Source organism: Pokkaliibacter sp. MBI-7, from assembly GCF_029846635.1.
Classification (GTDB): domain Bacteria; phylum Pseudomonadota; class Gammaproteobacteria; order Pseudomonadales; family Balneatricaceae; genus Pokkaliibacter.
This window is the reverse complement of sequence record NZ_JARVTG010000003.1, coordinates 79,160-101,066: the sequence shown is the minus strand read 5'-3', so window position 1 is coordinate 101,066 and position 21,907 is coordinate 79,160. Positions and strand designations below refer to the sequence as shown.

At 57.7% G+C, this 21,907-nt stretch carries 28 protein-coding genes; all 28 read right to left on the bottom strand.

Translation table 11 applies throughout. From position 1 onward, the window contains the following. Nucleotides 1-2: 2 nt before the first annotated feature. The 28 genes from QCD60_RS30365 to QCD60_RS30230 all read right to left on the bottom strand — a co-directional run bounded on the left by QCD60_RS30365 (nt 3) and on the right by QCD60_RS30230 (nt 20,747). Nucleotides 3-524, bottom strand: coding sequence for a TIGR03751 family conjugal transfer lipoprotein (locus QCD60_RS30365; RefSeq protein ID WP_279781318.1), 522 nt, complete (start codon nt 522-524; stop codon nt 3-5). An 11-nt stretch (nt 525-535) separates the two neighbouring features. Next, complete coding sequence (locus tag QCD60_RS30360; RefSeq protein ID WP_279781316.1) at nt 536-2,062, bottom strand: TIGR03752 family integrating conjugative element protein; 1,527 nt, start codon at nt 2,060-2,062, stop codon at nt 536-538. Beyond that, the gene (locus tag QCD60_RS30355) at nt 2,059-3,045 is read right to left on the bottom strand and encodes a TIGR03749 family integrating conjugative element protein (RefSeq protein ID WP_279781314.1); all 987 of its coding nucleotides are present in this window, start codon (nt 3,043-3,045) and stop codon (nt 2,059-2,061) included. The genes QCD60_RS30360 and QCD60_RS30355 overlap by 4 nt, the downstream gene beginning before the upstream one ends. Further along, nucleotides 3,042-3,680: a PFL_4703 family integrating conjugative element protein gene (locus tag QCD60_RS30350; protein ID WP_279781312.1), complete on the bottom strand. Its 639-nt coding sequence runs from the start codon at nt 3,678-3,680 to the stop codon at nt 3,042-3,044. Before QCD60_RS30350 ends, QCD60_RS30355 begins: the two co-directional genes overlap by 4 nt. An 83-nt stretch (nt 3,681-3,763) precedes the next feature. Beyond that, on the bottom strand, nt 3,764-4,186 hold the full coding sequence (locus QCD60_RS30345) for a TIGR03750 family conjugal transfer protein (protein WP_279781310.1): 423 nt from the start codon (nt 4,184-4,186) through the stop codon (nt 3,764-3,766). A gap of 9 nt (nt 4,187-4,195) precedes the next feature. Continuing rightward, nucleotides 4,196-4,549, bottom strand: coding sequence for a DUF2976 domain-containing protein (locus QCD60_RS30340; RefSeq protein WP_279781308.1), 354 nt, complete (start codon nt 4,547-4,549; stop codon nt 4,196-4,198). After that, the gene (locus tag QCD60_RS30335) at nt 4,546-5,160 is read right to left on the bottom strand and encodes a hypothetical protein (RefSeq protein ID WP_279781306.1); all 615 of its coding nucleotides are present in this window, start codon (nt 5,158-5,160) and stop codon (nt 4,546-4,548) included. The genes QCD60_RS30340 and QCD60_RS30335 overlap by 4 nt, the downstream gene beginning before the upstream one ends. An 11-nt stretch (nt 5,161-5,171) precedes the next feature. Next, nucleotides 5,172-5,711 (bottom strand): integrating conjugative element protein, encoded by a 540-nt coding sequence (locus QCD60_RS30330; RefSeq protein ID WP_279781304.1) that lies wholly within the window; start codon nt 5,709-5,711, stop codon nt 5,172-5,174. A 17-nt stretch (nt 5,712-5,728) separates the two neighbouring features. Continuing rightward, nucleotides 5,729-6,286, bottom strand: coding sequence for a lytic transglycosylase domain-containing protein (locus QCD60_RS30325; protein ID WP_279781302.1), 558 nt, complete (start codon nt 6,284-6,286; stop codon nt 5,729-5,731). A gap of 11 nt (nt 6,287-6,297) precedes the next feature. Next, entirely contained in the window at nt 6,298-7,080 is a 783-nt protein-coding gene (locus QCD60_RS30320; RefSeq protein WP_279781300.1) for a TIGR03759 family integrating conjugative element protein, read from the bottom strand. Next, the gene (locus QCD60_RS30315; protein ID WP_279781298.1) at nt 7,077-7,901 is read right to left on the bottom strand and encodes a hypothetical protein; all 825 of its coding nucleotides are present in this window, start codon (nt 7,899-7,901) and stop codon (nt 7,077-7,079) included. Before QCD60_RS30315 ends, QCD60_RS30320 begins: the two co-directional genes overlap by 4 nt. A gap of 11 nt (nt 7,902-7,912) precedes the next feature. Then, nucleotides 7,913-8,623, bottom strand: coding sequence for a PilL N-terminal domain-containing protein (locus QCD60_RS30310; RefSeq protein ID WP_279781296.1), 711 nt, complete (start codon nt 8,621-8,623; stop codon nt 7,913-7,915). Nucleotides 8,624-8,785: 162 nt separating this feature from the next. Next, nucleotides 8,786-9,679 carry a hypothetical protein gene (locus QCD60_RS30305; RefSeq protein ID WP_279781294.1) on the bottom strand — a complete coding sequence of 298 codons (894 nt, stop codon included), beginning with the start codon at nt 9,677-9,679 and terminating at the stop codon, nt 8,786-8,788. A 239-nt stretch (nt 9,680-9,918) separates the two neighbouring features. After that, the gene (locus tag QCD60_RS30300; protein WP_279781292.1) at nt 9,919-10,149 is read right to left on the bottom strand and encodes a hypothetical protein; all 231 of its coding nucleotides are present in this window, start codon (nt 10,147-10,149) and stop codon (nt 9,919-9,921) included. A gap of 38 nt (nt 10,150-10,187) precedes the next feature. Then, nucleotides 10,188-10,646 (bottom strand): DNA repair protein RadC, encoded by a 459-nt coding sequence (gene radC, locus QCD60_RS30295; protein ID WP_279781290.1) that lies wholly within the window; start codon nt 10,644-10,646, stop codon nt 10,188-10,190. Then, entirely contained in the window at nt 10,643-10,951 is a 309-nt protein-coding gene (locus QCD60_RS30290; protein WP_279781288.1) for a hypothetical protein, read from the bottom strand. The genes radC and QCD60_RS30290 overlap by 4 nt, the downstream gene beginning before the upstream one ends. Before the next feature lie 110 nt (nt 10,952-11,061). Beyond that, on the bottom strand, nt 11,062-11,424 hold the full coding sequence (locus QCD60_RS30285) for a hypothetical protein (RefSeq protein WP_279781286.1): 363 nt from the start codon (nt 11,422-11,424) through the stop codon (nt 11,062-11,064). Nucleotides 11,425-11,517: 93 nt separating this feature from the next. Continuing rightward, a complete protein-coding gene (locus QCD60_RS30280; RefSeq protein ID WP_279781284.1) occupies nt 11,518-12,102 on the bottom strand; it encodes a hypothetical protein in 585 nt (194 codons plus the stop codon). Nucleotides 12,103-12,145: 43 nt separating this feature from the next. After that, nucleotides 12,146-12,703 carry a hypothetical protein gene (locus QCD60_RS30275; protein WP_279781282.1) on the bottom strand — a complete coding sequence of 186 codons (558 nt, stop codon included), beginning with the start codon at nt 12,701-12,703 and terminating at the stop codon, nt 12,146-12,148. 103 nt (nt 12,704-12,806) lie between these two features. Further along, a complete protein-coding gene (locus QCD60_RS30270) occupies nt 12,807-13,016 on the bottom strand; it encodes a hypothetical protein (protein ID WP_279781280.1) in 210 nt (69 codons plus the stop codon). A gap of 98 nt (nt 13,017-13,114) precedes the next feature. Then, nucleotides 13,115-13,648, bottom strand: a complete 534-nt coding sequence (locus QCD60_RS30265) for a hypothetical protein (RefSeq protein ID WP_279781278.1) — start codon at nt 13,646-13,648, stop codon at nt 13,115-13,117. Nucleotides 13,649-13,747: 99 nt separating this feature from the next. Next, nucleotides 13,748-14,386: a hypothetical protein gene (locus tag QCD60_RS30260; RefSeq protein WP_279781275.1), complete on the bottom strand. Its 639-nt coding sequence runs from the start codon at nt 14,384-14,386 to the stop codon at nt 13,748-13,750. 144 nt (nt 14,387-14,530) lie between these two features. Further along, nucleotides 14,531-14,986 carry an STY4534 family ICE replication protein gene (locus tag QCD60_RS30255; protein ID WP_279781273.1) on the bottom strand — a complete coding sequence of 152 codons (456 nt, stop codon included), beginning with the start codon at nt 14,984-14,986 and terminating at the stop codon, nt 14,531-14,533. Nucleotides 14,987-15,113: 127 nt separating this feature from the next. Then, nucleotides 15,114-15,398, bottom strand: coding sequence for a hypothetical protein (locus tag QCD60_RS30250; RefSeq protein ID WP_279781271.1), 285 nt, complete (start codon nt 15,396-15,398; stop codon nt 15,114-15,116). Nucleotides 15,399-16,446: 1,048 nt separating this feature from the next. Then, on the bottom strand, nt 16,447-18,471 hold the full coding sequence (locus QCD60_RS30245) for a DNA topoisomerase III (protein WP_279781270.1): 2,025 nt from the start codon (nt 18,469-18,471) through the stop codon (nt 16,447-16,449). 304 nt (nt 18,472-18,775) lie between these two features. Further along, the gene (locus tag QCD60_RS30240; protein ID WP_279781269.1) at nt 18,776-19,360 is read right to left on the bottom strand and encodes a hypothetical protein; all 585 of its coding nucleotides are present in this window, start codon (nt 19,358-19,360) and stop codon (nt 18,776-18,778) included. Further along, nucleotides 19,357-19,848: a DUF3158 family protein gene (locus QCD60_RS30235; protein WP_279781267.1), complete on the bottom strand. Its 492-nt coding sequence runs from the start codon at nt 19,846-19,848 to the stop codon at nt 19,357-19,359. Before QCD60_RS30235 ends, QCD60_RS30240 begins: the two co-directional genes overlap by 4 nt. Beyond that, nucleotides 19,845-20,747 carry a PFL_4669 family integrating conjugative element protein gene (locus QCD60_RS30230; RefSeq protein WP_279781265.1) on the bottom strand — a complete coding sequence of 301 codons (903 nt, stop codon included), beginning with the start codon at nt 20,745-20,747 and terminating at the stop codon, nt 19,845-19,847. The genes QCD60_RS30235 and QCD60_RS30230 overlap by 4 nt, the downstream gene beginning before the upstream one ends. Nucleotides 20,748-21,907: the final 1,160 nt, after the last annotated feature.

The following is a 21,907-nucleotide window of genomic DNA, read 5'->3' as shown; positions in this document are numbered from 1 at the left end:
TATCAGTAGTCGCCCAGGCGTTCGCCGGGCATCGCGTACTGGATCCGCGAATAGAACGGGATCACCGTGGAGTAACCCGGAATCGGTGCCGGCTCATTACCGGCCAGGTGCGGAAACACATACACCACCAGATCCGGGTTGGGCAGGCGCGGGAACTGGCTGACGATCTCATTGGCCGCCGTGCGGGTGTAATCCCCGTTCACCTCAGCCACCCGATTGCCCCATGCCTGCCTGGCCACCATCACCTCGGCGGTGGGCTTGCCTGCCGTGGCCAACGCCTGCTGATCATAGATACCGTCACCCAGCGGGCGACGAAGTGACGCGCGGGCATCCATCAACTGACGTTGGTTCGTACTGGTACCGCCCATCCCGCTCAGCCCTGCGGTATCAATCCCCTGACCATGGTAGATATCCAGCATGGTTGCCCCATTAGTGGGAAACATCTTGTCTTTGGAGGTCGAGCAGCCTGTCATACCTGCAACAGCAACCATCCCCAGCACCGCAATCCATTTACTTGCCATCATCCCATTCCCCCTCAATCCAACGCCCCAGAACGGCCACCCGCCCCCGACAGATAACTGACCTTGCGGCCATTCAGCTCATAATCGATCTTGAGCTCCCGGGTGATATGCAGCGCCACCGGCTGACCCGGTGGCACGTAGATAGCATCAAAGGTCTGGCCGTAACGCTGAGCGACCCACTCGCTGACTTTCTCCAGGCCGCCGGCGATGCCGCTATTCAGCGCATATTTACCCGCATCGCCTGTGACAGCAGTGACCACGGCATCCGTCCCGGTGACCGACGTGGTCTCTGACTGGGCAGAAGCGGAGGCCGCTGCGGTGGCCATCCCTAAACCGAACTGAGTCGACAGGTACTCCATGGCATTGGATTTTTTCTCACCGGAGATACAGGGAATCCCATAGGGATCGGATAACCATCCCAGGCTTTGTGTCGCTCCCTGCGCTCCGGCACCTGATGCCGATGATCCGTTGCCCTGACTTTGCCCGCCTTCTTCGCTCTGGCCGTTGATAGTGCGAATGGTGCCGTCGGTGAAAACGAAGGTGATGGAAGTGACAGAACCCCGCACACAGCTCAGTACCCAGTCGCCTGTGGCCACACCTGATACCACGGCCTGCGCCACATCCGGCAGCTCGATGCCGTTAGCCATCAGGTTGTCTGAACCGATGACAACCTTGAATGGGTAGGGGTCCTGCACAGAACCATTGATCGGGATACGTCCCAACAGCGCGGTCATAGAGACCGAACCCATCAGGGTGGCGTTCTCTGCGACGGTGTACACTGGCACAGCGTCTTCCTCTGCTGAACTTCCCAGCACCTGAGCCGCCGCACCGTTTGTGGCGCTGTTGAGTGAACTCAGTCCTTTGTCAGCCAGCGAACCCACCTCACCGAATGACGAGGGGAAACTGAACTGACTTCCCGTACTGGACACCATGCCGTTGGCATCGGTCTTACGCATGTCCTGCGGCTCCACCCACATATAGGTTTCCCCGCCGAAGGTCACGGTACCCCCCAGCCCCCCTAAACCCGCATCCGCAGGCAGGGGCACAGAGCCCGCTCCCCCCATGGATGAGCCTGAGACGGCGCCGTCGCTGCCCACTGCGTTCAGCTGGCTGGTGACGGTATTCATGCGGTTCTCGAACTGGGACAGCTGCTCACCGACCTGTCCCATCAGCTCGTTCTTGGCCGATGCCAGCTGACTGGAGACAGCGGTACTGGCTGCACCTTCCACATCCCCGGCCTTCTGCCGTAAGGTGTCGTTTTCCTCCAGCAACTGCTGCATCAGCTGGTTGGATTTCGACTGCGAATCGCGCATTTGATCAATCTTTGCGACCAGTGCGGACACCGTGTCCTGAGCACCGTCCATGCCCAACCGCTTTTTCTCCTCCGACGTCAACTCCCGCACAGAGGTACCCTGGGCTGCCTGCGCCGGCGTGTCGCTACTGCTGTCGTCGCGGCCAGAGTAGGCAATCGCGACGGCACCGATGACCGCAGCAGGAATGATGACCTTCAATAGTCCATTGCTTCTGATCGTCGCCATCATTTCGCTCCTTTAGCTGGGCGGTAGGGCAGGGGCAGCAGGGCGGACTCCAGACCTTTGCCCTGCGTCACCAGATACGCCGTCGTGGTATCCTCGGCGCTACCTGCCGGCCCCAGCGTCGGATGCTGAAAGGCGGCACTATACAGATCCCCATTCAGCAGACGGGGGTCGAGCAGGACCGCACGAGGAGCCCGATTGATCAGGCGTACTGCCGTGACGGTGTAGTCAGCCAGTTTCCAGGCCGCGACGGCACGGGCATCGACATCGAGCGAGGGCAGCAGCGATCCCAGCGGGCCTTTGGCGCGCACGGGTACCGCGCTCACACCAGGCAGTGCCTCGACGGTACGTAACGGGGCGTACATGTTCTGCGCGGCATAGCGCGTGAGAGAAATAGGGGCAGGAGTGCGAGAGGTGGCATCCGTGCGGCCAATGCGACCGGCGACGGCATCATCGGCCGTCGGGCGCGGTGCGGCGGGAGCCGCTGCGCTGTTCGCTGACGAACCTGACGCACGAGCAGACACGGCGCCCGCACCTGCACTGCCCGGCATCCCATCACTGGCATAGTTGGGCGACAGACCTGCCGTGATACCAAAGCTGCTCAGGTCATCCCCTTCCCCGTACAGCACCTTCATCGGCTCATAGGCCGAGCTGTTGGCTGTGACGGTGGCCGCATCCTGCGCGGTCACGTCCAGCAGAATAATCTCGCCTGTTTCCACTACCTGAAGCGGAATACGGGTTTCGGGAAAGGGTGCAGCGGCTTTGAGGTACAGCGCCCCACCGGCATTCTGTACCCGCAGGGTATCGGCCAGGGCCACCGGCAGGGCCAGCTTCACATTACGATCCACATAGACAATCCGTTCCTGGCCGACAGCCAGTGCGGTTTTGATCGGCACCCGATTCCAGTGCACCAGCTCCACGGCAGAAGCCAGGGGAGACAGCACCATCCCCACGACCAGGCTTACACCCATGCGTGTCATCATCTTCATTTCACCTCCTCCATCACACTGCCATCCAGTCGCTCTGGCAGGGAGTCATAGCAATCCAGGGCCAGTCCAAATGGGTTCGTTTCAGGATTCATATCCCAGCGCACCACCTTCAACGGATGCAGCATGGCCAGCTTCTTGACCGACTCACCATGAACGCTTTCGGTCAGCATTAACTCCAGATCCACCACCCAGTGGTCGCGATCCTGGATATGTACCCGGTCATCCGAAACCCCGCGCCCTGGAATCTCTGCGACAGAACGCACCCGGTCGGTCAGCTCCTGGCTCACCTTACGGCGTTCATAGTCGCTATCCAGCCAGGCCTTGCAGGACGGGGTGAGATACGCACGCAGCGTCTCAATCCGCTCGTGATAGTCACTCTCACCATCACGCGGCCAGTAGTTCAGTTGCTGGAAAATATAAAAGGCAAATGAGTAAACCGTGCTGGGTGGCACCTCCCACCAGGCGCGGGTACTGCCACTGCGCAGGTCAGGCGGGTTGTGTACAGTCAAATGACGGGGAGCGGTATACCACCCCCACGACGTGAACCCTGCAATCGCGGCTAACAGCGCAATCACCAGTCGCAGACTGGTGATGTGCGAGTCTCGTGATGACAGCGCAGTGCGATGTCGGCTCATAAAAACTCCAGAGTGAAATAGGAATACAGCGTGGGAAGAAGGTAGCTAGCAGTGGCGCGTTATCTGAGAGGTATCCAGGGCCATCAGTCGAACATGCCCTGGCGTTTCCGTCTCAATCGGCGCCGTACCCCCTCACGGCGGAGCCACCAGGTTGCATCCTGATCGATCAGTGATGCCTTACGAAAAAACAGGCGGCTGACACTGCCGTGATGCAGCCGCCACTCCAACATGCGGTAAAACCAGGCACCGGGCTTATTGCGTTTGGCGGCAGCCAGTCGGTCGCTGCCAAAACGCAGGGCCAGATAGCCACACACCGCCATACTGGTGGGGATGGCCGGCAATTGCCCTGGCAGTAGCAGAACGACGATGAACACTCCCAGCACGAGGCCCACTACCACACCACTGCCGATGACCAGTAACAGCTCGTTGTTGGTTAGCCCACGGATCACCGTGGGCTCCCGATTCAGCCGCTCAGGCAGGTAGCGTGCATCCTCGTTTTTAGTCACGACTCAGCCTCACGCGAGAATGGCGGCGGCTTTGTTGGCCAGGTAAAGCACCAGAATCACCAGTGCGACCCCCATGCCTGCGACCAGACCCAGCTCACTGAGTTCAGCCTTCTGCATACGCCAGGCCTTGTAGGTTGCTATCGTATTGGAGCTACGGCGGTAGCGCAGTACCACCGACGCCTCATTCCAGCGCACCCAGGCAAGTACACCAAAGCCGCACGCCACCCCGTAGCCTACCGACGGCGTGAGAGCCAGCGACCAGGGCGCGGTGGCAGACACAAAGGCCGCAGATACGGCCACTGCCACGGTATTAAGCTCCACCGCCGGGCGCAGCAACGACTCAATAACATGCTTGTCGGTCACGCCTCTGCTCCCTCGTCAGCCAACAATGCCTGTGCTGCCGTCAGTAACAGACACACCCGCTCGGCACTGAACCCCAGCAGCCGTATCAGCGCTGCACAGAGCCCATCATCTATCCGCAGTTGCCGTTCCCGAACCAGCTGCACGATGGCGATCATACGAGCATCCCGTCCCGCACACTCACGGGGAATGGCAGAGCGGTGCAGCTGTGCCTGCCGGTCGGACACCAGCATCCAGGTGAGGGGCTGCATCACATCCAGGTAGTGCGCGGTATATCGTTCACACAGGGCAAACAACCCTGAGCGATCACACATCACCGCCTGCAGATCCGTATTGCTCATTGATTCGCCCAGTACCCCCCGTGCCCGGCGCACCAGCGGAATCAACGCCCTGGACGCATCTTCCACCACCTGTGCGGCCACCCCGGATGCGCAGCGCGACAGATCCGGGTGCATGCTCAGCCGGGCCCAGGCCTGGCTGAACGCCAGCCCCTCTTCGGCCATGCCGGCAGGATCCGCATGCAGTGACGTGGGGCGGGGAGGGCGATCCTCATCCAGCGCCTGCCGCAGGGCCAGCTCAGCCAGACGGCTCTTGCCTACACGAGTCGTTAACATCTTGCGTCCTCTTATTGCTCGATGGCCGTGGCCGTGATCAGTACCGGATAGCCAGACAGCTGAAGACGCGAGCCCATATCATCGGCGGACTCTGGCAGCAACTGCACACCGGGTACCATGCGCTGCAGCTCCGCCAGTTGTGCCGGTGTTTGCACGTTCACGACCACGCCGGTGGCCCGCATCTGCTGCAACTGTCCACCGCGCACCTTCAACCACTGCAGACTCAGGTTGTCGTAGCCGACCAGAAACAACGGCGTCATCCCCGGCAGGCTCACGGCACGCCGTGCCACGCGCCTGGGCTGCAGCTGGCTGGTCACCGGCAGCATGTCGGCAATACTCACCTGATGGGGCAGACCTGCCGCTGCCAGAGGCGGGCGTACCGGCGCGGGTTCTCCAGCGATCTCCGGGTCCGACACGTTATTGATTGGTGAGTAATACGGCTGTGCTGGCACACCACCGTGATCCGCCACAACTTCCAGCGCCATGGCCTGACTCATCGCCACGGCCAACAAGCCCCCGACCACCCACCGCATCGCTTGCATACCTTGCATCACCCCCTCCTTATTCATCACACCTGTAATCCCAACTTGCGCAAAAACCGTCTGACGGTTGCCCGGTACTTCGCCGCAGGCTCACCGCCTGCAGGCCGGTGATACCGACCTGCAGCCCAGATCCAGTCGTCCACCGGGTTTCCCTGGCTGCCCTTGCTGGCCTCAAACTGCTCACGCAGGATCTGCGCGGCTGTACGCAGATTCAGCATTGGATCAAGTCCCGCACAGGGCGATGAAAAACGATGACCGTTGGCACCGATATTCACCTGTGCAATGCCGACATCGATGTTGCCCGGACGGTGACTCGCCAGTGCCTCCTGCAGGGCGCTGCAAGCCTCAGCACGGGAGTGATAACGAAACCCTTTACCCGCGACATTCAGTGTCCATGGCCACGGACTGAAGCTGCCATCCACCAAACCGGCATTGCTCTCGGTTTGCGTCAGGGCGTACAGCAGCACATCGGGAACGGCTGCCTCCTGGGCTACCATCTGAAACGACGGCGGAGGCACAAAACGGGCAGCTGTCGCCACGCCAGGCAACAGTGAAATGCCCCAGAGCAGGAGAGCGGCCGTCACAGTGACCGGCCTCATTCGTGCACGATTCGCCACTCACCGGCGACCTGTTGCATAAGACCGGGCAAATCACCGGCATGAGCAGCTCCGGCCATGGATGCCCAGGTGCCGTTATCATGGTTGAGGGTGATCTGCTTTGACTTGACGGCGGCGGGGCTGATCCCCCGTGCCAGTGCCCACAACTGAATGGTTCGGTCGTTACCCTCACTGCCGACCAGATAGATGTCGATCGGGCGGTTCTGGCTCAGCAGCTTTTTCAGCTCACGATCACAGAGCACGCAGTTATCACGCACAAATAATGAGACTCGTCCGGCGCTCATCACCCCCACCGATGGCACCGCAGGCTGACCAAAAGGTGACGCTGAAGAAGCAGGTGACGAACTGGCCAGCCCCATGATGGGCTGCGTGGTGGGGAGTAGCCGTGCCCAGGCCGCATCAACCGCTTTCTGGAAGGCGAGTTCTTTCTCCACCCGCACCGCCTCGGCTTTGACAAACAGCTCGGCGAAACGCCGTCTCTCTGCGTCTGTCTTAGCGGTGACCCCAAGGGTGGTAATCGGGTCCAGCCCCGGCGACCAGATCCCCCGCTGACCGGCCATGGCCTGCTGATATTGCGTCCACTCACCGGCGCTCAGCCCCCACTCCGCTGCGGTTGCAGAGGAATCGACGGCTTGTGATTGCGCCCCCTGAGACTGGGTCATCTGTGACGTTTCCGCGCGAGAGGTACCCACAGAACCTGCCAGACACTGACCCACAACCGACAGCGACACTCCCATTACCAGCCACTTTAGCGGCGTCATAACGCCACCTCCTGGCTACGCCCGCTGACGTTAAATACAGCGCGTCCATCACCCAGTGACTGCAATTTCCAGCCGGAATACACGCTCCCCACTTTCAGCAACACGACCTGCGATAACGATGAGGTCGCCGAGGGCGCGACGGATAAAAAGGACTCACCGCCCCGCACCTCAGCCCCCAGTACCACAAAGGGGGGCGTCAGGACCCGTGGCTTACTCGTGCGGGTCACCGGCTTTTTTGCAGAAGCCACCGTGACCTGCCGTGCCTGAACAGCGGCAGCGGCATTGGCCTCCACCTGAGCAGACTGCGCATCGAGACGGGCCGACATCACCGTGAGTGATGATTCCGCCACTCCCAGACGGTCACCGAGTCCGGCCAGCGCCTTGTGTAACTCCTCGGTCATGGCACTGCCGGCTCCCTGGCTGCGCTCCAGTTGATCGATTCGACTCGCCAGCCCGACCAGACCATTTGAGGTGGACGACAATGCCGTCAATTTCTGTTCCAGACCCGTGGTATAGCTGCGAAGCTCATTCAACTCCTTCTCCACTGCCGCAGCCTGAGCATTGATTACCGCTGACTGCTGCCGGTCGCTCGAACCCAGCTGCAGGTTCTGATAGATCCCAAAGCCCGACACCCCTAACGCCAGCACGCCGGAGATCAATGCCAGCACGGCCAGACCATTACCTGCACGCGGGGCTACTCGCCCGCTGCGATCCTGACGATCTGCGCCACTTCCAAGCGATGCTTGATGGGGTGCCCGCTGCATTGCGGGCTGGTCATCATCAAGCACATCCAGTGCAGAGGGTTGATAATCCTGACTCATGGCCGTGCTCCTCACTGCTCACCGGACTGACGACGCGGACGCACAGGCGTTGGCACCGCCGCGGCCTCCCTCTCATCCACCGTACCGGCTTCACTCGCCTGACCCACCTTCACTGTCGCCAGCGCCGACGCGCTGACATCCACCACCTCTGCCGGTGCGGCATAGCCCGGGCGAGGCACGTACTGCACCAGGCGGTGCAGCTCATCCACTTGCACCTGCCAGGCAGGACCTCCCAAGACTTGCAGCGCATCCCGCAGAGCCATCGGCCCAATGCGGTAAAGCGGCGCAGGCAATGGGGCGGTATAGAGCGGGTCGGTCACGGAGGAAGGGGCCGCCAGGCTGTAGCCCGACTTGGCCAGGACATAGCGCACGGCATCACCCACACTGGGCGACATGGAGGTAGGAATCTGGATATCGATGATCTGTGCCATCAGATCGCGCTGGGCCACGGTTGGACCCACTGCTACCTCGGTATAACGGCCATAGGTAACAGTCGCAGGGGATGCCCCCGCTTCGACACCCGGCAGATCGCCTGCATAGACATCAGGCGCAATCAGGTAGGGGCTGACCGACGATACAGGTTCAGGGGCCGGTTTAGGTTGCTGCTGGGCACACCCGGCCAGCACACCGCAGGCCAGCGCAACAGCCAGACCGGGTGACAGACAGGCAAACAGGGGAGTACGCCACTGGCGATAACGGATGGGATAGAACGGACTGCTCATAGGAACCTCGCGACAACGTTGTGCGAGGCACAGTGCCGCAGGTGACTGAGCGCGTCAGTAAACAACCCTAACGGAGAAAGCGAGGGTTTATTGCCCCCAAAACAAAATGGGGCTCACGCGGAGCCCCATTCGGTCATCAAAAACAACAGCATCAAAACAGGATCAACTGGACGTCGTGGCCGTGCGTTCAATACCCTGACGACGCAGAGCATCACGCTCCGCTTTAGGTATGCGATGACACAGATTGTCCTGCGTCTTCCCGACTATTTCAGCCACGTCCCGCAGCATGATGTTGTGAGACAGCATCTCACGCGCAACCTCCAGTGCATTGCGGCCCCCGGAGATCATCTGGCGGTACTCATCCAGGCGTTTTGCATCCAGCTCTTCCATCGACTTGGCCGAGTAATAGCTACCAGGCAACTCTGCCACCAACCTTTCTGGGTCAATAGCACACTCGGACGTGTCCCGCTTGGGCCAGAGAGTTTTCTTCTTGCCATACAGGGCGGCGACATCCACCCCAAAAACAGCCACAACGTCCTGAGTCACTCCATCGTGAGTCCCTAAACGTGCGTTCAAGGTATCCATCAAGCGCCCAGTTCTCATGGCGCTGTGTTTTTCAAGAATCGACTGAGCCAGGTCATCTTTACTCTGCAAGGCCTTCTGCTGGCCATACAATTTGAACAGCACGTAGATGACGACCGCACCCTCGACATTGGCCTCGTACAGCGCTGCAACAACAGCAGGGTAATCATAGTCATAGCCTGCACCACCAAACACTACCTCCTGATAGATGCCGATCATATCGACCCCCAAGGCAGTACGGAGGTCCAGCTGCATTCTGCTGTACACCTCGGGACGGCGATGACCGGGGACTTCTAACTTGTCTAGCAGTGTTGGGTAAGGCATACCGACAAAATCAGCCAGGAAGCCCAGTTTGATACCGCGCTTCCGCAACAACACATACAGGCACACGCTGGCAGGCACCTGCAGTTCATACAGCTGCTCAGTCAGCAGAGTGAGTTTAGGATCGTCATGGTAGTCACTCGGTATCATCATCGTTCTCCGTAGCCGTCTCTCCCGTCCCGAATGCATAGCGCAACGTGCGGTGGTGCTGTGTGCTGGTGGCTCATTTAAGTGGTATGTCAATATAAATGATATAGACAAATGCCGCCGAGTTACAAGGTTTCGGGGTTACAAAACACGTCATGATGCCTACCCCAGACCCAACAGAAACAAAAACGGCCCCCGAAGGAGCCGCACATCACGTCGTGTATCACACGACCAAAGAGAAAGGATTATTTTGCCGCTGACGCAGCAAACAGGGCATCCCACTGGGTTTTGAGAATGCACCCCTCACCGGGCACCAGTGTCCAGGGCGCGTCATCTAGTAGACTATGGAGTTCGGCGATACGCAGATCCGTATCGTCTGTCTCCTGGCCCATAGCGCACGCAAGTAGCCGTTGGTCCAGTTCGTCCTGCAGCTGCAGGAATTGAGACTGGGTCATGGGTTGAGTCAGTTCAGCCATGGTGGCCTCCAAAGGTTATGTTGAGTTGAGTGGTTGAGTTAAAACAGTTCGAGTTCAGCCATCGACGAGACGGCTTCTCGGCCTATGACGATATGATCGAGTAGACATATATCCACCAGTGCCAGCGCCGTTTTGAGGCTCTGGGTGATGGCGATATCGGCTTCACTGGGTGCGGGGTCTCCGCTAGGGTGATTGTGAGCAAAGATGACTGCCGCGGCATTGCGTTGCAGAGCCAGCTTGATCACTTCACGTGGGTACACCCGCGTTTTATCGAGGCTGCCGAAAAACAGCTCGTCGTAACTGATGACCCTGTGTCGGGTATCAAGAAACAACACTGCAAACACCTCACGCTCATGAGCGGCCAGCTGCAGCCACAGATAATCGCGTGCGGCGTCCGTCGCATGAATCGAAGCGCCTGGCTCTCGTAGAGACCCCATGAGAATCGCCTTTGCTTGATCGATAATGGCGCGTTCTTCCGCACTGAGAGAGAAACTCATGCTGCCACCTCCGATGACAGCCAGACATCCATCTCTGCAAAGAGCGTAGTGACACACTGCTGCCAGACTGGTGACAGAGAAAGGGCCATCACACACTGCCGATCCGTAGAAGACAGCGCCGCGACTTCCGTGGGCGACAGCCCACCGAACAAACGCCAGTCGACGGCACACTCCCCGGGCTCAGCCCAGGGACATTCGGGCCAAAACATCGCCGAGTGCGTGAATTTTGAGACAGGAAACTGCGCAGCACGCCGCTGCATTAGCATGGCGGCGAACTGAAACAGCGCTAGCACAGTGGTATCCATGATGGACCTCTGGGGTGAACACCCCGGTTGCGCCGGCAGGGAATCTGCCCATAGGGACAGATCCCCATGGGCAGTGAAAGAAAAGACAGTAACGAGAGAGAGAACGCTGATCAGCGCCCCGACTGCAGACGCAGCCCGGGCTCCTCAAAGCGCAGTAAAGCGCGTTCTATATTGAGCACATACTCAGCCACTCGGAGATTGCCAGAGCAACCCAGTCGATCAGCCAGTAACTTGATCTCATGATCCCAGGCCTGGCTTTTCTTGATCACACAGCTGTGGGCCTCACACTCAATGCGATAGGCCAACAGCTCTAGATAATGCGCTTCAAAACCGCCTGTCTGTTCGATGTTCCATGCGCGACAGCTTTCACGCCACCGACGTTTCAGTGCCACAATCTCCTGCGGAGTCTTGGGCACAGCATCGAACATGGACACAACAGCGCGAGTAGAAGAGATAGAGGAAAGAGTAACCATGGTGTTCTCCAAAACAGTAGTCGGAGAAACACCCCCTGGGGGAGTGTTTCCCCCAGGGATGGTTAATGTGAAACGTCAGCGTGTAGTCAGACGTCAGGCAGGTTCAGGTGAACCCGGCAAACGTCCCCATTGTTGAATCGCAGGCTCACCGGCCAGTACACAGGACAAGCTCAGCTGCTCACGCAGCCGATGCTCTTTCTCCTGCCAGGCCGACGCCTCGGCATACTGCTCCTGATGGATCAGCGATACCCAGGTATCGCTGATCTGATCCATCTGTGCCTGCGTAGCCAGCCACTGATGACGAGGAATCAGTACCACATTGTCCTGCCAGCTCCCCTGGGTGTAGCGCTGAAGTACCGCGCCTTCACACAGGATCTCCATGGACTGAGGAATAAGAACAGGGGCATGAGGGCCATGCTGCTCCGCTCTGACCTGAGCCAGGCGTGCCATTTCCCGGAAATGCCCCTCCGCGACCTGCATTGCTTCCGCCACCCTGACCGATGCCTGAAGCGGCAGACGGGTCGTGGTACGGGTACGCAGGGGACCGGAGTAATAAGGTGCACAGCCCAGCTCAAAAGCGATGTCACTGTGAATGACGATCAGGCCATCGGGCACGATCACATCCCACAGACACGTCACTGCTTGTGCCGCGTTCACCCTGGCGATAGTTGAGTTCATAACGTTCTCCCGAAGGTTCAAAGTGAAAAAAGCGTGAAACAGATCAGGCAGGTTCACCCGCCACAAGGCGGGAGAGCCTGAGCCGGTCAGCCAGTACGGCTTCCCGACCCTGCCAGTCTGCTGCTTCAAGCACGTCTCCGTGTCTGATCAGCTCACTGCAGGTGCGACCAAAGAAGTCGATCTTCTCCTGCGTCACACGCCATTGTTCAGGGGGAATCAGGGCATAGTCCTCTTCCCACTGGCCGTCCTGGTAGCGTTGAAAATTCACGCCCCTGAAACTGGCCTCCTGACTGCGAATGGTCATGCTGACAGGAAGAAGAACAGGGGCATGCGGTCCAGCCTGTTCCACGCTGACCTGTGCCAGATGGCGCAGGTATCGGAAATGCCCCTCCGCGTCCCTCATCGCCTCAGCCACACTGAGCGAGGCGTTGAGATCAATAGTCGCCTGCGACGAAAGACGTATCGGCGCCGTGCAGTACGGTGGGCAGACCACATCCAGCGTAATAGTGCTGTCAATGATGATCAGGCAACCAGGCACAATCACCTCAGACACCCGCGTGACGGTGTTAACCGTGTGTGCGGAAAAGGTAGTTGACGTCATAGCATGCTCCCGAAGGTTCCAATGGATAACGGGAAGCACCTGTCCCCGAAGGGAATGGGTGCCTCCGGGGTGGTAGTGAAATGGTTAATGAGAGGTGTCGGAGCTATCCGTTCTCCCCGGCGGCGTATGCCCAGCACTGGGCCTGTTGAGTATCACCTTCGTCCAGATAGGACTGCGCGGACGCTAAATGCTGCTGCATTCTGTCCAGCGCCTGAGCGATCACATGGCGCTCCTCGGCCAGCCACTGTTGCTTGGGCTGTCCGGTTAGCACGGAGGTGTCAGAGGCAAACGCTGAAATAAAGAGAATGCGCATAGTGGATCTCCAGGGTTCAAGGATGACCAGGAGAAACACCCCCAGAGGGAAGCATTTCCCCCAAGGGTGGTTGGTTAAATGGATAAGCGTAGGAGCGATCAGTTCACGTCATCATCGATGTCAGACAGATCAAACCCATGATGGGCATTGACCACCTGAGCTCGCCATGGGCGATCACTCCAGACCTCCCGCTGAATGAAGTACGGGTGTAGTCCCGTGCTCTCCAGTTCCTCCCGAATCCGTTCATATTCACGGACCCAGTAAACCGAAGAACTCCAGCTTTCGCCGTCGAACGACAGGAAACAGCCGTAGCCGCTGATGTCGTAGCCAGTCCAGGGATCGCGAACGGACTCGATACGCACCTCACGGAACGTCGATCCCATCACCGCCGCCATGGCCAGGCTCATGGCCTGTGCCGTGAACACCTGGTGAGGCAGGGGTACATAACGAAAAGGACTGTCATCCGACAGAACCACCACCCGACAGTGCCGAAGCACCCCCAGACGTTTGAACAGATACATATCGGTACCCAGTTCAAGAGACCGACGTTGCTGGGCCAGCCAGCGTTTGTCGTCATCGGTCAGGGCAGCAGTGGAGCGGATATGAACAGCGGCAGTGGATAAGGCTTTCATCGTGGATCTCCAGGGTTCAAGGATGGCCAGGAGAAACACCCCCCCTAGGGAAGCGTTTCCCCCAGTGGTGGTGTAATGAAAAAGCGAAAGAAAAATGCGTTACCGAGCGGTCTGCATCCAGCGCGTCACCGCGTGGATTTGCTTCAGCTCATGTAACTGCCAGTGTAGTCGGGACATTGAAACGGCTTCGCGAAGACGCTGGGCCTCAATCAATAATCTATTCGCAGTGTTGTAATTGCCTTCGCGGCGCTCGTTAATGCGCTGGATATCCAGCGCCTTCGCCATGGCTTCATGAAGTGGTAGATCTGCTATGGGCAGGTAACTATCAAACCATTGACCGTCATGACGCTGAATTACTTCGCCACAACGACTCATGATTAACACCTGCTCTGGGACAAATTGCCCAAAATAGACGCCCTCATCACAGAGGTTATCCAGCCAGATCGTATGTTTCAGGGCGATCCCCCAGGACTGCAATGCCTCCAGCTCCAGATACTGCGGTGCCTGGTAGGGCACGGAGTGAGGGGTGGCCTTGCATGTCCACGGTCGCTGCTTGTCGTACTGCAGTATTTTCTTACCCTGCAGAGCCACAAAAGCCCCGACCAGCGGTGTAGTGCAACGACCAAACCGACTATCGAAGATAGTGGCCATTTCACTCCTCAACCCACGCTGGAGCTGTGACAGAAACAGACGATCTTCTTGGGTCAGGTCGTGAGCACGCTCAGGTTGAGTGACCACGGTATTCCTCCATCATGGGGAATAGCCGTGCCCCCAGGGGAAACGGTTATTCCCCTAGTAGCAGTTGATCAGACAAAAAAAGACCCAGTACCGATCAGAGATCAGAACTGGGCCAATGACTGTGAAGCAAAATAGATTGAGTAGTTATGCCGCGTTAGCACCGGGTGTGCCTGCTGTATCAGCAGGAGCACCGCTCGCGTCGTCCGCTTTAGGCATCTGGTAAATCATTTCGCCATCTTTCTTGATCCAACGAATCATGAGCAGACGGCCTTTCAGACTGACACCTGTTTCACCCTTACGATCACCGGATGCATAGGTGAATACGTCAGGGTAGATGTCACCGATCTTGAAACTGATCAGCATCTTGCTGCCAGCCTCCACCGCTTGTTGACACCGAGCGATCAAACGCGCCGCTTCGGTGCCCGACACGCGGACATCGAAATAGGTGTATTCCACATTGTTCGTATCACCCCGCAAGGCGGCGATAGAACAGGCCCAGAAGGGCTCTCCTTTTTTTGGCTCAACCAGGCGAATGCGGTTGATATAGCCAATGCCAGAAGTGTGTAAATCGAAAAACTGAGAAGCGTTTTGAGTAGTCATGGTAGAGCCTCCAAAAGGTTCGGAACGAAATGAACCCTGTGAAAGCCATGACTCCCTGAAGGGAATAAAGACTCCCAGCAGGGTGATAACGACATGTCGAAATAACGAAAATGGATGGTCAGTCAGATCACTGAATGCGATCTGCCATCTTTCGGGCAAAACGAGCAGCGATCATCAGCCCCGTGTGCGCAGAGCGACGCAGGACAGATAAATCGACCATGGAGCAGGAACTTTCCCAGCGGCGTTGTTGGTGCCGGGCAACAGTTTCAGCGACGGCATCCATGTCATAAGGACAGGCTGCACTGTAGCTTTTGAGCCAGTCTGCGACGTCTGCAAGATGCAGATCGGGGCAGTCAGCAAAGGTAAACGCCTGTTCAGACGCATCAGCGTGAGAACGATGTTGAGTAGACATACAAGGTCACCTGTCGAGTCAATCCAATCAGAAGGCCGACAGGGTAGCGCCCTCAGGACGGCATGCCTGACGGACGGAAACGCGGAACAGTGTGCCCGGACACACCATTGAGGGGCCGGACCAAAGTAGTGCAGTACAACGTAATAAGAGAAAGTGGTATCAGCTGGCAGTGCCAGTGCGTGCCGTAGCCATGAGCCGAGATACTGTCCACGCAAATCACCACTAACCCGCAGGTTAGTCATCGCCTTAGGTGAAGCGACTGGGTTTCAGTCAACAGACTGATAACGTGCGGCCATTTTTTCCGCCGCACCGAGGGAAGTCAAGTCAACGCACATCGGCCAACCCTCAGCTCATCGATGAGGATTAACCCGCAGACAGGGCTTCCCCATCAACAACACATCAAAAAAAGCAAAATAATCAAAATAGGGAAACAAGGTAGGGCGACGTCATAGCGATACACAGCGCCACAACGAAGCGTCGGGACGGGATACAGCAGGTAGGGTAAGCGGCAGCAGCGCCGCCGCTCACATCATGGGAAGGGATAGATACAACGAATCACGTACAACAGCAGTAGAAAAACACAACAGCGGATAACAGAGCGACAGGAAAAGGATGGCTACTGCAATCTGTCGATTGCTGGCCGGTATCGTAGCCCGCGGCCTGATCAATGGCGTGGATCCCCACACAAACGGCTCCTGCAGCAGCTGGCAGGCACAGCGTTGAACAACATGGGGCCAGAGGCACACCCCGAAGTGCACTGCCATCAATCACATACGGCAGAAAACTTCGGTGGTATGCCTGCCCATCAGAAGAGCAGAAAAACGAAAGTCGCGAGAGGAAACAAACAGAGGAAGGCAGTGACCGTCGTCGGTACGGGAACCTCGTTCCCCTGTTTGTTGATCTGGCCTGGAACCCACATCGGGCGACGGGGCGACGCACTCTCACTCAGGCTGCGTCTTTGGGAGCCGCTATTGGACGTCAGCGGTCAACGTTTTGTAAGGCCATTATTACCAGCAAAAGTGAGCAGTGCAACCCATGAACCATGACGTCATGCCGTGCCCTCCACCCTCTTGCGTGCCCGCTTCTTCTTGCCGCCACCATCGACTACCCCCTTACAGTCAGGCCATCGAGTACAGCCCCAAAACGGGCCATTGGCGCCACTGCGCTTGCGCATGGGCGCAGAACACAGCGGACAGGCTTGTGTTGGAGTAGCGGCAATCTGTAACGCCCCGCGACCAGCCTGCTTGGCTTCATGAACAAGATGAGTGATCCATTGCGCCTGAGTCGCCACAAACTGATCAAGTGTCAGCTCACCCCGCTCAATGGCAGACAGCGCCTGCTCCCACAGTGCCGTGGTCCCGGGATCAGTGAGCGGCTGGGGCAGAGCATCAATCAGCGACTGTGCTGCTTCGGTGGTTTTGACCGACCGCTTACTGCTCAACAGAAACCCCCGTTTGATCAGCCCCTCGATAATGGCCGCCCGGGTGGCTTCGGTACCGATGCCAGACGTCTCGCTCAACTTGGCCTTCAGGCGTGGATCCGCCACATAACGCGCAATGCCTTTCATCGCGGCAATCAGCGTTCCCTGAGTAAAAAATTTGGGCGGCGTGGTCTTCTTCTCCACGACTTGGGCATCGGTGACCGGGCAAACTTGTCCTTGCTCCAACGGCGGCAACTCCTGCCCACCGGCATCGCTATCCTCAGCCTCATCAGACTCCGCCGCAGAAGACTTTGCCATCAGCGCCCGCCATCCGGTAACGGCGATCACTTTGCCCACAGCCTTAAACTGCTGCCCCAGCGCGACCAGCATCACCTCAGTCCGGTCATACTCGTGAGCAGGCATAAACTGCATCAGGTAATGAAGACGAATCAGTTCATACACCCGGCGCTCGTCCTCGGTCATCGCTGACAGATCAATCACTCCCATCGTCGGAATAATGGCGTGGTGGTCTGAGGCATTCACCTTCTCATCATTCCAGGCAGCTGACCGCAGCCGACTGTCCAGCTGCATCACCAGTGGCCCTAGGGACGGATCAGACTGAGCCAGTGCCTGCAGGACGGGTTTTACTTCCTCAAGCATCGCCACCGGCAGATAACGGCAATCACTGCGTGGATAGGTGGTGGCTTTATGTTTCTCATACAGCGACTGAGCGATATCCAGTGTCTGCTGAACGCCGAACCCGAATTTACGATCACAGATCTGCTGCAAGGCACTCAGGCTAAAGGGCAGGGGAGGCTGCTCCCGCATTCGCTTTACCTCCACAGAAGCGACCTGTGCCGCCTGCCCCCGGAGTCGGGCAGCCAGTTGCTGCGCAATCGGGCCGTTAATACAGCGGCCCTCCTCATCTGCCACCTGGGCCACGGGTAACCACTGCGCGGCAAAGGTGCGGCCATGGCCTCCGTCTGCCGTGATCACAACCTCAAAAAACGGCTTTGATACAAAGCGGGCGATCTCCCGATCCCGCGCGACCACCAGTGCCAGCGTAGGCGTCTGCACACGCCCGACTGATAGCACCCCCTGATAACCCTGCTGCTTTGCCAGCAGCGAGTACAGGCGGGTCATGTTCATACCGACGATATAGTCGGCTCGTGATCGGGCCAATGCCGACCAGTACAGGGGCTCCTTGGAGGCACCGGGCAACAGTGATGCCAGCGCTTTGCGCAACGTAGCCTCATCTTGAGAAGAAGCCCACAACCGATGCACAGGGCCTTTGCGCCAGTTGCAGTGCTCAATGATCTCACGGGCGATCATCTCCCCCTCACGCCCCGCATCTGTCGCAATCACTACTGAGGTGGCTTGAGTTAACAGAGACTTAATCGCTTTGAATTGCTTTGCCTTGTCAGCGTCCACCCGCATGGACCACTCGCCCGGGATCATGGGTAGCTGCTCCAGGCGCCATTCTTTCCAATTTGGGTTAATCTCGTCGGGTTCCGCCATCCGCAGTAAGTGGCCTATACACCAGGTCACTATGACGCCATTCCCCAGCAAACACCCCTCACCGCGCTTGCTTGCGCCAACGAGTGCGGCGATCTCTTTTGCTTGACTGGGCTTCTCACACAAAATCAGCTGCATTCCCCACCTCATCCCCTGTGCACATCACATATCAACGAGGCACAGGATCAGAAAAGACAGCGACAAATACCGCAGAGAACCCTCACGGGAACAGGAAGGAATGCCGCCACAGACAACTCATCAGCAGCGGCAGAAAGCAACGGAAGGGCAGGAGGAAAACACGGAACGAATCGCACCACCGGCCACGCAGTGGCCAGACGTGATGCCAGCCCCGCAGGGGCCAGCGGTGCCCAGCCACCCCACGGGGCGTTCGGTAGGACACCCACAGACATGCTAGCCCCGTAGGGGCCGGGCGCCGCCTCAGCTACTGGCTGACTTGGGTGTGAGCCTCTACCAGAGGCAGCCCGAGCAATATCTTGTTCAGCACCTGATCCACTGCGACTTTCGCTATCGACATCATCGCTGCAGGCGGTACGGTATCCCGGTTCTCGTAATGGCCACAGTCCTTTGTGACGGTGACGACAGGCGTCTTTTCCTGAAGATCAATGACCAGATGCTGAGCAATGCAGCGTGCGACAAACGCGCTGCCTGTGCGACTGGTGATGCTCTCACCCGGAAATACATCAAATAGCGCGAACGCTTGAAATTCGATCACTCGTTCTGCTCCATCGCGCAATGTCACAGTGGCTGTCGTTGTACCAGGTTCAAATCCCGATGACTCTGACTCAATGCGAACCACACTTGCATCCCTGAGTTGTTTAACTAGCGGATGATGCTCCAGTTGCTCGGACACCTCATGTAGCTGAACACGCCCTGCATCTACCCGGCTGTGCCAACCAGGAATGATGAAGACCCAGCAGATGATCACACATGCGATCAACACGCCCAGCGTGCCAAAAAACTGATCCAGATCATCCAATATACTCCCGCGTGAGTTTTTATCAGTCATACCCGCTCCTCACTCCACACGTTTTCTGCCGACTCCATCTTCGTCAGCCCATCGGTAGCCTGCCGGATCAGCGTGCTGCAGATACTCATCTGCAGATTGAACGCCACACGATCCTGCTCCATAGCCAGCAGTGACCGACGCACGCTGGCATCGACCTGTTTTTGCATGACCGACGCCCACAACGGTACGCCACTCTGCCCAGCTTGGTGATCCGGCAAACGCCAGCGCAGAAAAGTTGCCCCAGATCCTGCCCGCTGCAGTCGTAGAATCGCACCGAGCTGCCAGACATAGTTCAACTCCTCCGACTGCCGGACGATATACCGACCCAGGACCAGGAGCCCCTCACGGGACTCCTCGGCCTGCACACCCAATAGCGCGATTCTCCCCTTACCCTTAAAAGGAAAAAGGCCTTTTAGGGAGGGAACGTTTGCGGCCTGTGACAGCAGCTCTGGGGAGACATCGTTTGCGGGGGTGTAGACGCGAATCACGCCTCGGCCTCGATGTCAGATACCCCTGCCCCAGTCATCTTCGTAGCACCATTGATCACTGCCCCAGTCACTTCCTCTCCCGCCTCGTCCAGCGCTTCGGTAGCAGATACTGCGTCAGTCACTGTGTTGATCGGGGGGCGTCCGGCGGCCAGACCTGCCCGCGTGGCCAGCGCCTCATTCATGGCATCCAGCTGGGCCTTGGGCAGAGGAGGGGAGAACTGTGAGCGCAGGGTTCCATCCAGAATACCTGCCGGCAACTCCCCGTTGCGCTCGATGGCGGCCAGCACCTTGGCGCCACCAAGCACATAGTCGGCACGGGTCAGCCCGGTAAAGCGATAGCGGCGAGACTTATCAAACACACTGCGGACCACCCGGGCTGCATCTCTGATTAAGAGCTTCTTATCCACATTACCGATCAGCCCCACATGGCTGGCCAGCAATATCGACCGGATCAGCTCGTCAAAATCCGATACCAGGTAGCTGCCCTGGAACGCCAGTGGCGTGGCGCTAATGACCGGGAACTGCCGTGGACTGACCGACAGGTTGTCCGTCATGGAGATCGATGACGGCACCTGGCTCAACACCGCGCTGATGGTTTGTTTCTGCTCAAGCAGGGTCTGACGGGCTTTGGCGATGGCTTGCTCGATGTCCAGCATGTGCTTGTCGGCATAGGGATCGTACATCCCTGACGCGACTGTGGTCTGGTGCATATTGGACATGAACACGCGCATGCCGGGGCGATTGAACGGACGCCCATTGGACTCATCGGCATGGTTGTCGTCGTTGATGTTGACGCCTTCCCACAGCCGGCAAGCGTGGAAAGTATGCAGCTGGATAGTGATGGTCGAGCGCAGCGCCCCCAGCTGGGGGGCGGTTACGGAAATAGCAGAATCAGACATGAACACACTCCTGATTGAATGGCGAAGCGAAAATAGAAACGAAACATGAGCAAGAACAATCGAGAAAAGCGGCGCCGGATCTACGTCCGGCTGCCGCTACGCAGTGTGTTCAACAACGACCCGCAACTCAGCAGAAAACCCTCAGAGACAGGCTGAGAGTAGGGAAATGGAGGGGGAGAGGAGGGCATTGCCTCAGCTGACCGATATTTGGCTAAGTGATTCCCAGGGAATCACTTTACTAACCCTTGGTCACTTATCCGGGTGCGTTACAGCTGACCGATATTTGGCTAAGTGATTCCCAGGGAATCACTTTACTAACCCTTGGTCACTTATCCGGGTGCGTTACAGCTGACCGATATTTGGCTAAGTGATTCCCAGGGAATCACTTTACTAACCCTTGGTCACTTATCCGGGTGCGTTACAGCTGACCGATATTTGGCTAAGTGATTCCCAGGGAATCACTTTACTAACCCTTGGTCACTTATCCGGGTGCGTTACAGCTGACCGATATTTGGCTAAGTGATTCCCAGGGAATCACTTTACTAACCCTTGGTCACTTATCCGGGTGCGTTACAGCTGACCGATATTTGGCTAAGTGATTCCCAGGGAATCACTTTACTAACCCTTGGTCACTTATCCGGGTGCGTTATAGCTGACCGATATTTGGCTAAGTGATTCCCAGGGAATCACTTTACTAACCCTTGGTCACTTATCCGGGTGCGTTACAGCTGACCGATATTTGGCTAAGTGATTCCCAGGGAATCACTTTACTAACCCTTGGTCACTTATCCGGGTGCGTTACAGCTGACCGATATTTGGCTAAGTGATTCCCAGGGAATCACTTTACTAACCCTTGGTCACTTATCCGGGTGCGTTACAGCTGACCGATATTTGGCTAAGTGATTCCCAGGGAATCACTTTACTAACCCTTGGTCACTTATCCGGGTGCGTTACAGCTGACCGATATTTGGCTAAGTGATTCCCAGGGAATCACTTTACTAACCCTTGGTCACTTATCCGGGTGCGTTACAGCTGACCGATATTTGGCTAAGTGATTCCCAGGGAATCACTTTACTAACCCTTGGTCACTTATCCGGGTGCGTTACAGCTGACCGATATTTGGCTAAGTGATTCCCAGGGAATCACTTTACTAACCCTTG

Excerpts from the sequence above, each read along its gene's own strand:
- QCD60_RS30355 (WP_279781314.1), bottom strand. The coding sequence starts at position 3,045 with ATGAAGATGATGACACGCATGGGTGTAAGCCTGGTCGTGGGGATGGTG.
- radC (WP_279781290.1), bottom strand. The coding sequence starts at position 10,646 with ATGAGTTTCTCTCTCAGTGCGGAAGAACGCGCCATTATCGATCAAGCA.
- QCD60_RS30275 (WP_279781282.1), bottom strand. The coding sequence starts at position 12,703 with ATGACGTCAACTACCTTTTCCGCACACACGGTTAACACCGTCACGCGG.
- QCD60_RS30305 (WP_279781294.1), bottom strand. The coding sequence starts at position 9,679 with ATGATGATACCGAGTGACTACCATGACGATCCTAAACTCACTCTGCTG.
- QCD60_RS30280 (WP_279781284.1), bottom strand. The coding sequence starts at position 12,102 with ATGAACTCAACTATCGCCAGGGTGAACGCGGCACAAGCAGTGACGTGT.
- QCD60_RS30270 (WP_279781280.1), bottom strand. The coding sequence starts at position 13,016 with ATGCGCATTCTCTTTATTTCAGCGTTTGCCTCTGACACCTCCGTGCTA.
- QCD60_RS30310 (WP_279781296.1), bottom strand. The coding sequence starts at position 8,623 with ATGAGCAGTCCGTTCTATCCCATCCGTTATCGCCAGTGGCGTACTCCC.
- QCD60_RS30360 (WP_279781316.1), bottom strand. The coding sequence starts at position 2,062 with ATGATGGCGACGATCAGAAGCAATGGACTATTGAAGGTCATCATTCCT.
- QCD60_RS30230 (WP_279781265.1), bottom strand. The coding sequence starts at position 20,747 with ATGTCTGATTCTGCTATTTCCGTAACCGCCCCCCAGCTGGGGGCGCTG.
- QCD60_RS30240 (WP_279781269.1), bottom strand. The coding sequence starts at position 19,360 with ATGACTGATAAAAACTCACGCGGGAGTATATTGGATGATCTGGATCAG.
- QCD60_RS30365 (WP_279781318.1), bottom strand. The coding sequence starts at position 524 with ATGATGGCAAGTAAATGGATTGCGGTGCTGGGGATGGTTGCTGTTGCA.
- QCD60_RS30350 (WP_279781312.1), bottom strand. The coding sequence starts at position 3,680 with ATGAGCCGACATCGCACTGCGCTGTCATCACGAGACTCGCACATCACC.
- QCD60_RS30265 (WP_279781278.1), bottom strand. The coding sequence starts at position 13,648 with ATGAAAGCCTTATCCACTGCCGCTGTTCATATCCGCTCCACTGCTGCC.
- QCD60_RS30250 (WP_279781271.1), bottom strand. The coding sequence starts at position 15,398 with ATGTCTACTCAACATCGTTCTCACGCTGATGCGTCTGAACAGGCGTTT.
- QCD60_RS30315 (WP_279781298.1), bottom strand. The coding sequence starts at position 7,901 with ATGAGTCAGGATTATCAACCCTCTGCACTGGATGTGCTTGATGATGAC.
- QCD60_RS30245 (WP_279781270.1), bottom strand. The coding sequence starts at position 18,471 with ATGCAGCTGATTTTGTGTGAGAAGCCCAGTCAAGCAAAAGAGATCGCC.
- QCD60_RS30290 (WP_279781288.1), bottom strand. The coding sequence starts at position 10,951 with ATGGATACCACTGTGCTAGCGCTGTTTCAGTTCGCCGCCATGCTAATG.
- QCD60_RS30320 (WP_279781300.1), bottom strand. The coding sequence starts at position 7,080 with ATGACGCCGCTAAAGTGGCTGGTAATGGGAGTGTCGCTGTCGGTTGTG.
- QCD60_RS30285 (WP_279781286.1), bottom strand. The coding sequence starts at position 11,424 with ATGGTTACTCTTTCCTCTATCTCTTCTACTCGCGCTGTTGTGTCCATG.
- QCD60_RS30300 (WP_279781292.1), bottom strand. The coding sequence starts at position 10,149 with ATGGCTGAACTGACTCAACCCATGACCCAGTCTCAATTCCTGCAGCTG.
- QCD60_RS30335 (WP_279781306.1), bottom strand. The coding sequence starts at position 5,160 with ATGTTAACGACTCGTGTAGGCAAGAGCCGTCTGGCTGAGCTGGCCCTG.
- QCD60_RS30330 (WP_279781304.1), bottom strand. The coding sequence starts at position 5,711 with ATGCAAGGTATGCAAGCGATGCGGTGGGTGGTCGGGGGCTTGTTGGCC.
- QCD60_RS30255 (WP_279781273.1), bottom strand. The coding sequence starts at position 14,986 with ATGACTACTCAAAACGCTTCTCAGTTTTTCGATTTACACACTTCTGGC.